This window comes from Kitasatospora sp. MY 5-36, assembly GCF_001182915.1.
GTDB lineage: Bacteria > Actinomycetota > Actinomycetes > Streptomycetales > Streptomycetaceae > Kitasatospora.
On the sequence record NZ_LFVW01000094.1, the window covers coordinates 1 to 8,866 of the forward strand.

The following is an 8,866-nucleotide window of genomic DNA, read 5'->3' on the forward strand; positions in this document are numbered from 1 at the left end:
GAGCAGCGACGAGGCCGCCGACCACCGACTCCTCATCGACCTCGCCGCGCGCTCCCACACGGAGGAACTGCGCCGCGCCGTGAACCACCTGCGGCCCGGCGGCGCCGTCGTCCTCCAAGAAGCCCTCCCCGGCCTCGACGACGCCTGGGCCACCGGGCCCGACGGGCCCCACATCGTGGAACTCGTCGTCTCCATGACCCGCCGCGCCGCCGCCCCTCCCGCACGGCGGCCCCGGCCCGCCCACGCCCCGATCGGCCGCACGGAGCGATTGCGCCACCCCGGAAGCGACTGGACCTACGTCAAGCTCTACGGCGACCGGCAGGACGAGAACTCCCTGCTCGCCGACGGCGTCAGGGACCTCGTCCGCGCCACGGCGCACCACACGGACCGCCGCATATTCCTGCGCTACGCGGACCCCGACCCCCACCTGCGGCTGCGCCTGCGCGGCGACCCAGGCCGGCTCATCCCCGCACTCGGCGACTGGGCCGGAACCCTCCTGGCCGACGGACACCTCTCCCGGTTCGGCTTCGACGTCTACGACCGCGAGATCGAACGCTACGGCGGCCTCCCCGCCATGGACGCCACCGAGCAGCTCTACACCGCCGACAGCCTCGCCGTCCTCGACCTGCTGTCCCTCGGCCGCACCGGACAACTGCCGCTCGACGACACGGCGCTCGCCCTGCTCACCATCGACGACCTGCTGGCAGGCCTCGGCCTCGACGAACCGGACCGGCTGCGCTTCTACCGCCGGGTCCACGACCGTTGGACCCACCGACTGCGCTCCGCCGGCGCCCAGTACCGCACCCGCAAAGCGGAGTTCTGCGAACTGCTGCGCGGCCCGGCCCCGCCCGGCATCGACGCCGTCCTCGCCGAACGCCGCCGCGCCGCGCAGGACGTCGCCGCCCGGCTCGCCGACCTGGACCGCCACCGGCTGCTCGGCAAGCCGCTGCCCGACCTCTGCGACAGCTACGTCCACCTGCACTGCAACCGCCTGCTCGGCCCGGACCGCACGACGGAACACACCATCCTGGAACTGCTCTTCCGGACGCGCCAGAGCCTGGCCGCGACGGCCCGCTGACACCCCGGTGGGTTTCCTGGGGACCACCGCGTGATCGATGTCCGTCAGGCCGGGGGAAGCTCAGTGAAAAGGAAGGGTTCAACCATGGTTGACCGCGACGGCTACCTCGATGTCCGGTCCCGCAGTGCGTCCGTCCTCGACCTCGACGCGAAGCTGCCCGGCCAGGCCTTCAAGAAGGGCGCGGGGGAATCGTTGTTCTGCGAGTTCGACGCGGTCCTCACCCGGGAATTCCGGCCGGCACTCCGCGAGATGGCCCGGTGGCACGGCGACGACCGAATCGAACGCCTCGGCTCTCGTGCACCTGGCCGTGCCGCCGCACCCGCGGAACGCCGAGGACGACCCGTGGCGGCTGTGCGCCGTGCACAGCCCTGGCCCCCCGTTTCCGTGATCCGAATGGCCGCCTCCCGCACCACCGGACGGGCGATGGCGGCGCGCGGCCCCTCCCGAGGGCCCTTACGTTGAGGTCGAACGGCGCTCGGTCGCACCCGCCGCGACCATGCGCACAGACACGCGGCCAAGCGCGGAGACAGTCGGCTCCCGGGGCCGAGGGAATCGGGGAACCGGGTGAGCGTGCCGGAAGAAGTCCTGGTGCCGGAAGGGGGCACCGCGGCGCCCTCGGGGTCGTCGGCCGGCGACAGCGCCGCCGGGCCGCTGCTGCCGACCCCGTCGCTGCCCAAGGGCGGTGGGGCGATCCGCGGGCTGGGCGAGAAGTTCACCGTCAACCCCGCGCGCGGCACCGGCTCGATGTCGGTCCCGCTCGCCCTCAGCCCCGGACGCTCCGGCAGCGGCCCCGGGCTGGCGCTGCGGTACGAATCGGGCGCCGGGAACGGCACGTTCGGCTTCGGCTTCGACATCGGGCTCCCCACGATCTCCCGCAAGACCGCCAAGGGCGTCCCCCGGTACGACGCCTCCGACGTGTACCTGCTCTCGGACGCCGAGGATCTCGTGCCGGTCCTGCTGGAGCAGCCGGACGGTTCCTGGTCGCCCGATGTCCGCGACGTGACCATCGACGGCGCCGCGTACCGGGTCGGCCGTTTCCGCCCGCGCTGCGACACCGCGTTCAGCCGCATCGAGCGCTGCGAACGCCTCGGCGTCGGCGAGGTGTTCTGGCGCACGCTCTCGCGCGACAACGTCACCAGCGTGTTCGGCCGCGACGCCGGCGCGCGCGTCGCCGACCCCGACGATCCCGGGCGGGTCTTCCAGTGGCTGCTGGAGGAGGTCCGCGACGACCGCGGAAACGTCACCACGTACACCTACAAGTCCGAGGACCTGGCCGGCGTCGACCCCTCCGCGCTGCACGAACGCCACCGCCTCGACGGGCCTCCGCCGGCCACGCGGTACCTGAAGAGCGTCCGCTATGGCAACCGGCAACCCGGATCGGCCGATCCGTCCTGCTTCCTGGTCGTCCTCGACTACGGCGAGCACGACCGGGCCCCGCTGGAGGTACGGCCCTGGCCGGTGCGCGAGGACGCCTTCTCCGACCACCGGGCCGGCTTCGAGCTGAGGACCCGCCGGCTGTGCCGACGGGTGATGATGTTCCACGACTTCCCCGAGGAGTTCGCCGGCGGCCCCAACCCGCGGCTGGTGGCCTCCACCGACCTGACCTTCGCGCCTGACGCCGTGGCCACCGAACTCGTGTCGGTGACCCACACCGGCTACGACTGGGATCCGACGCTCGGCGACTACCGCACCGCGGCCCTGCCCCCGCTGGAACTCGGCTGGACGACGGCCGAGCCGGACACCGAGGCCCGGCGGGTCGAGGCGGTTCCGGCACCGGAGGGCAGCGACGGGCCGTACTGGGTGGACCTCGACGGCGAGGGCCTTCCCGGCGCCCTGAACCGGCAGGCCGGGGCGTGGTGGTACCAGCGCAACCTCGGCGGCGGCCGGCTCGCCCCGCCCGAGCAGGTCGTGACGGCGCCCTCGCCGGGGACGGCGGCGCCCGGCGGCGAAGGACGGCTGCGACTGACCGACCTGACCGGCGACGGCCGCCTCAGCCTGGTCGACGCCGGCCCCGGAGGCCTCGGCTCGGCGCTGCGCGAGGACGGCGGCTGGTCGCCGTTCCGGCCCTTCCGCTCCACCCCCGTCCTGGACTTCGACGACCCGGGCCTGCGCCAGGTCGACCTCGACGGCGACGGGCTGCCCGACCTGCTGCTGGGCACCGGCGACGGCCTGGTGTGGAACCGCGGCGCGGGCCGCGACGGCTACGGCCCGCGGCAGCAGGTGACCCTGCCCTGGGACGAGACCCGCGCACCTCGGCTGACCTGGGTGGACACCACCCGGACGGTCTTCACGGCCGATCTGACCGGCGACGGTCTGAGCGACATGGTGCGGATCCGCGACGGCGAGGTCTGCTACTGGCCGGCGCTGGGCCACGGCCGCTTCGGCGCCAAGGTCACCATGGACGGCGCCCCCGTCTTCGACTTCGCCGACACCTTCGACCCGCGCCGGGTGCGGCTGGCCGACATCGACGGCACCGGGCCGGCCGACCTCCTCTACCTGGGCCGCGACGACGTCCACTGGTGGCGCAACCTCGCGGGCAACGGCTTCGGCCCCAGACAGTCGCTCGGGGCGTTCCCGACCGTGGACGGGCTCGGCCGGGCCGACGTGGTGGACCTGCTCGGCACCGGCACCGCCTGCCTGGTCTGGTCCTCGCCCCTGGACCGCGGCCGGGTCGAGTACCTGGACCTGTCACGCGGCACCGACACCGGCCTGCCGGACGGCGATCCCCGCCTGGCCGGCTGGAAGCCGCACCTGTTGTGCGAGGCGCGCAACAACTTCGGCGCCCGCACCCGCGTCGAGTACGCCCCCTCCACCCGCTACTACCTCGCCGACCGCGCCTCCGCCGACCCGGCCGACCACTGGGTCACCAGCCTGCCCTTCCCCGTCCCGGTGGTGGCCCTCCACCGGATCACCGACGCCGTCTCGGCCGCCGACCACACCTGCGGTTACAGCTACCGGCACGGCTACTTCGACGGCGTGGAAAGGGAGTTCCGCGGCTTCGGCATGGTCGAGACCCGTGACGCCGAGACCTTCGCCGCGCCCGGCGGCGAACTCGACGTACCCCCTGTGCGCACCCGACGGTGGTTCCACACCGGGGCCTATGCCGACGTGCTGACCGGCCGCTGGAACGGGGACACGGCGGCGGACCCGCTGCCGCCCGTGACGTTCGACGGCGTGACCGGCGGCGAGGAGTACCGGCAGGCCCTGCGGGCGCTGACCGGTGCGCCGCTGCGCACCGAGATCTACGCCGACGACGGCACGCCGCAGGCCGTCCACCCCTACAGCGTCTCCGAGCAGTCCCACCGGGCCCGCCGCCTCCAGCCCGCCGCCGAGCCCGCCGTCCAGGGCACACCCGCGCCGCACCGGCCGTGGGCGGCGTGGGCGGCGTTCACCACCTACGAGGCCGAAGTGCTGCTCCGCCACTACGAGCGGGACCCGGCCGATCCCCGCGTGGCCCACTCGCTGACCCTGGACGTGGACGCCTACGGCTCGGTGACCTCCAGCGCCGCCGTCGACTACGCCCGCCGTACCCCCGCCGTGGCCGAACAGCAGGCCGTCCCGGTGACCTGGGTGAGGGCCACCATCGACAACACCGACACCGCGCAGGTGCTGCGGCTGGGCACACCGATCGAGGTCATCGCCCACGAGATCACCGGCCTGCCCGCCCCCGGCGGCCACCGGTACACCGCGGACCAGTTGCGCGCGGCCTTCGCCGCGGCCGTCGAGATCCCCTACGAGCAGCAGCCCGCGGCCCGGGTCGTCCAGCGGCGGTGCATCGAGCGCCAGCGCACCCGCTACTGGTCCGACGACCTCACCGCGCCCCTGCCGCTCGGCCTCACCGGCGCCCGCGCACTGCCCCACCAGTCCTACCGGCTCGCCTTCACACCCGGGCTGCTCACCGCCGCCTATGGCGGGCTCGTCGACGCTCCGCTGCTGACCGGCGAGGGCGGCTACGTCCTGGAGGACGGCCTGTGGTGGGCCCCCTCGGGCGTCCACGGCTACGGCGCGGACTTCCTGCTGCCCGTGTCGTACACCTCCCCGTTCGGCAACACCTCCACCATCGACTACGACAGCCACCGGCTGCTGACGACGGCGAGCAGGGCGTCGCGGACCGCGCCGTACGACACGCTCGTCACGACGGTCGACAACGACTACCGGGTGCTGGCGCCCCGGCAGATCACCGACCCCAACGGCAACCGCGGCCACTGCGCGTTCGACCCGCTCGGGCTGATCACCGCGACCTGGACCACCGGCAAGGCTGCCGGCACCGACGGCGACCCGGACGCCCTGCCCGGCACCGTCTACACCTACGGCCTGGACGCCTGGCAGACCCACGGGGGACCGGTCTGGGCGCACGTCGAGACACGGGAACGGCATGGCGACCCGGCGAGCCCCTGGCAGCGCAGCCGGGTCTACACCGACGGCCTCGGCCGCGTGGCGATGACCAAGTCGCAGGCTGAGCCCGGTCCGGCCCAGGCCCTGGGCGCCGACGGCCACGCGGTGCCCGTGGACACCGGCACCGCGCCGCGCTGGATCGGAAGCGGCCGCACCGTCTACAACAACAAGGCACTGCCGGTGGAGAGTTACGAACCCTACTTCTCCACGACCGTCGACTACGAGGACGCCGAGGTCCTGGTCAAGCAGGGCGTGACGGACATCCTGCGCTACGACCCGCTCGGCCGGCTGATCCGCACCGACCACCCCGACGGCACCTACGACACGACCGCGTTCACCCCGTGGGAGGAGACCCGCAGCGACCCCGGCGACACCGTCCTGACCAGCCGGTGGTACGCCGACCGACAGGCCGCCGGCACCCCGCCCGCCGAACAACGGGCCGCCCAGCTCGCCGCCGCCTACGCGAACACCCCGGCCGTCGCCGTCCTCGACACCCTCGGCCGCACCGTGCGCACCCGCGAGGACAACGGCCCCGACGGGGTGTACGAGACCGTTGCCGTCCTCGACGTCGAGGGCAACACCCTCGCCGTGACCGACGCGCGGGGCGTGCGCGCGGTGGACCAGACGCACGACCTGCTCAACCGGGTGCTGCGCACGGCCGCCGCGGACTCCGGCGAGCGGCGACGGCTCACCGACTGCTCCGGCGTCCCGCTCCGCGCCTGGGACGCGGTGGGCACGACCGTGCGTTACACCTACGACCCGCTGCGCCGCCCCGCCGAGACCTGGGTGCTGGCCGCCGGCGCGAGCACCGAACGGCTCGCCGACCTCACCGTGCACGGCGAGTCGCACCCCCAGGCCGTCAGCCTCAACCTGCTCGGGCGGGTGTACCGGCACTACGACGAGGGCGGCCTGGACCAGGCCGGAGCCTTCGACTTCAAGGGCAACCTGCTCTCCACCTCCCGCACCCCCGCCAAGGCCGAGACCCCGCCGGACTGGTCACCGCTGCACGGCCGGCCGCTCGCCGACCTCGACGCCCTGGCCGCGCCCCTGCTGGACACCACCGACGTCCTCACCTCCGCGACCGCCTACGACGCGCTCAACCGGCCGGTCCTGCAGACCCTCCCCGACGGGACCCGCGTCGCGCCCCGCTACGGCGAGGGCGGACTCCTCGCCGCCGTCGACGCCTTCCCGGGCACGGCGACCGCCGCCACCCCGATCGTGACCGACGTCGAACACGACGCCCACCGCCGGCGGCGGCTGATCGGCTACGCGGACGGCATCGTCACCACGTACACGTACGACCCGATCTCCTCGAACCTCACCGGCCTGCGCACGCTCACCGGCGGCGGATCGCCCACCGCGCTCCAGGACCTCGGCTACACCTACGACGCCGCCGGGAACCTGGTCGAGGTGACCGACGCCGCCCAGCAGACCGTCTTCTTCGACGGCAACGTCGCCGCCCCGGTCACCCGCTACACCTACGATCCCGTCTACCGGCTGCGCTCGGCGACCGGCCGCGAACACGCGAGCCTGGGCGTCCAGCCCGACAGCACCGAGCCCGCGTACGCGCCGCTCCCGCACCCCAACGACGCGCAGGCGCTGCGCACCTACCGTCAGGACTACACCTACGACCCGGCCGGCAACCCCCTGACCCTGGTGCACAGCGCCGGGCCCAACGGCAGCTTCACCCGCCGCTACACCAACGACACCGCGTCCGACCGGTTGCTCTTCCATACCAGGCCCGGCGACCCGGCCGGCAGCGCCGGCTCCGCGGCCTTCCGCTACGACGCGAACGGCCGGACGACCGGCATGGCCCACCTGCCGGGCGCACTGGAGTGGAACCATGCCGACGAACTGCGGTCGGTGGACCTCGGGGGCGGCGGCCGGGCGTCCTACCTGTACGACGCGACGGGGCGGCGCGTGCGCAAGACCGTGACCCGGATCGGCGGGCTCCAGGAGGAGCGGACCTACGTCGGCGGGTACGAGGTCTTCCGCCGCCGGCGCGGCGGGGCCGTCGTCTTCGAACGGACCACCGTGCACATCGGCGACGGCGAGGGCCGGATCGCGCTGGTCGAGACGGTGACCGTCGACACCGACGATCCGGGCTCGGACCGCTCGCCGGCGGTCCGTCTGCAGTTCAACAACCGCCTCGGCTCCAGCCTGCTGGAGACGGACACCACCGGCCGGGTCATCTCGTACGAGGAGTACCACCCCTACGGCACGACCTCGCTGTGGCTGGCGGCGGGTGCGGCGCAGGTCAGCGTCAAGCGCTACCGCTACAACGGCAAGGAGAAGGACGACGAGACCGGCCTGTACTACTACGGCGCCCGCTACTACGCCTGCTGGCTGGGCCGCTGGATCAGCACCGACCCCGGTGGCTTCACCGACGGCCTGAACCTGTACGCGTACGTCTCCGGCGACCCGGTGAACTTCGCCGACCCGACCGGGCGGGCGGGGAGCGGCCGGGGGAAGGAGTTCATCTACGACCTGCGGATGCGCACCACCCCGCTCGACGCGGAGACCCGCCAGATCATCGAGAGGCTCCACCCCGGCCAGCCCATCGATCCGCGCTGGGGGCAGGACGCCTGGAAGACGCCGAAGGAGATCCTCGAACACCACCGCACCATGCTCAAGCGCCACGGCGACAAGTTGTACAAGTGGCGCAATCCGGGCGGAGGCCGGGGCGGCATGGGCAAGGGCGCCCCGCGGGTCCGTAGCGCCGTCCACGTCGAGCACCCCTACAACATGAAGTTCGCCACGCACGGCGACGCCGGCAGCGGCTACTGGGGCAATGCCTCCGACAACTACGCCAAGGAACACGTCTACCGGCGCTGGCAGGCCGCACGGTCCTCGGCCCAGGCCACCGCGCAGGCCCCTGCCCAGGCCCCGGCGCAGGCTCCCGCCGCTCAACCGCCGGAAAGGGTGCGGGTGGACGTCGAGGAGCCGCGGGTCCGCGTCGACGCCGAACCGCGGATCCGGGTCGATACCGAGCCGCGCATCCGCGTGGCTCCCGTCGAGAGCGCGGCCGAACACGCCGCGGAACGCGCCGCCGAACACGCCCTGGAGGAGGCCGGAGAGGGCGCCCTGAAGCGGATCGGCGAGCAGGCGCTCAAGAAGAGCGCCCTGCTCGTGCCCGGCGTGGGCATCGCGCTCGGCATCGGGATGGGCCTGGAGGATCTGCGCGAAGGCGACTACTTCGGCGCCCTGCTGGACTTCGGCGGTGCCATCCCGGGTCCGGTCGGTGAGGCGTTCGGCATCGCCGGGATCGTGTACTCGATCGGCAAGGCCGTCGTTCAGGGCGCGGCCGAGCAGCCCCCGGCAGGGCCCACACCCGGACCCGCGCCGACGCCCGAGCCCGTGCCCGAGGCGCCGCCGGCGCCGCCGGTCGCGCCC

The 8,866-nt window shown here is 73.7% G+C and carries 2 protein-coding genes; both read left to right on the forward strand.

Annotation, left to right across the window (positions count from 1 at the left end):
• The coding region (locus tag AE652_RS07900; protein ID WP_049650470.1) for a thiopeptide-type bacteriocin biosynthesis protein at positions 1-1,078 on the forward strand (1,078 nt) is incomplete at its 5' end.
• A gap of 570 nt (positions 1,079-1,648) precedes the next feature.
• A partial coding sequence (locus tag AE652_RS07905) for a SpvB/TcaC N-terminal domain-containing protein (RefSeq protein ID WP_159028390.1) occupies positions 1,649-8,866 on the forward strand: 7,218 nt, incomplete at its 3' end.